This is a genomic window from Halorubrum sp. SD612 (assembly GCF_002135005.1).
Window position 1 is genome coordinate 1 of sequence record NZ_NEWI01000381.1, and the last position, 1241, is coordinate 1241.

Consider the following 1241-nt stretch of genomic DNA (forward strand, 5'->3'; position numbering starts at 1 on the left):
GCTCGGAGTCGGAGGGCGATTCCCGGACCGCGGAGGCGTCCGCCGAAGTTATCACCGGGACCGTCGTATCTCCGCATAACGAATGGTCGCGTTCGACGCCTACGCGTTCGTGTTCGTCGCCGGGCTGATCACGGCGCTGGCGACCGGGATCGGCGCGCTCCCGTTCTTCTTCTTCGAGACGATCAGCGACCGCGGAAACGTGGCGCTGTGGGGGTTCGCGTCGGGGATCATGCTCGCCGCGTCGCTGTTCGGCCTCGTTCAGGAGGGGCTCGCCGAGGGGACCGTGGTCGAGATCGGCGTCGGGATGCTGGCGGGGGTCGTCCTCGTCGTCGTCGCCCACGAGGTGCTGCTGGACGCCGACATCGACCCGCGGGAGTACGAGGAGGCGGACTTCAAGAAGCTGATCTTGATCCTCGGCGTGCTGACGGTCCACAGCTTCCCGGAGGGGATCGCGGTCGGCGTCTCCTTCGCGGACCTCGGCTTGGAGGGCGGAACGGCGCTGTTCGGCTTCACCGTTCCGCTGCTCGCCGTGTTCATGACCGTCGCCATCTCGATCCACAACGTCCCCGAGGGGACGGCCATCTCGATCCCGCTGCGGGCGATGGGCGTCTCGAAGTGGAAGATGGTGTGGTGGGCGGTGTTCTCCAGCCTCCCGCAGCCGATCGGCGCCGTGATCGCCTTCGCGTTCGTGCGGTACGCTCGCGAGTTCCTCCCGTACGGCTTCGGCTTCGCGGCGGGCGCGATGATCTACCTCGTCCTCACCGAGTTCGTCCCCGAGGCGCTCGAAACCGGCGCCGACCTCCCGCGCGGCGGCAAGCCGGTCCTCGTCGGCGGGATCGCGCTCGGCGTCGCGCTGATGGTTCCGCTGGCGTATTTATAAGCGGCCGAGGGGCGACGACGCGGTAGTTTAAATGAGCGTCACCGGCTGCGACGATCATTTATAAATGAACGGTGCGGTGGCGCGTGCCGACGAGCGCCCGGTAGGGCGCGAGTCGCACGCGCGAGGGAGTCAGTCGCCGGAGCGAAGCGGAGGCGACTGACGAGGCTGGGGAGGCGTGAGGCGCTGTGCGGTTGCGGGCGGGTGGGACTCAAAGGGGCAGCCGTGAGGCCGGCGCAGGCGTTCACGAGAGCGAAGCTCTCGTGAGCCAATCAGAAACACCCGGGTTCCGCACACGACGTAAGCACCGCAAGGACTGAGCCGCGCGATCGCCCGAGGCCGCGAGGGACGCGGACCCCGCCCC

At 68.3% G+C, this 1241-nt stretch carries 1 protein-coding gene; it reads left to right on the forward strand.

The window, feature by feature from the left end:
* The first annotated feature begins 82 nt into the window (after nucleotides 1-82).
* Nucleotides 83-880 carry a ZIP family metal transporter gene (locus tag B9G38_RS17520; protein ID WP_086221197.1) on the forward strand — a complete coding sequence of 266 codons (798 nt, stop codon included), beginning with the start codon at nucleotides 83-85 and terminating at the stop codon, nucleotides 878-880.
* The last annotated feature ends 361 nt before the right edge of the window (nucleotides 881-1241 follow it).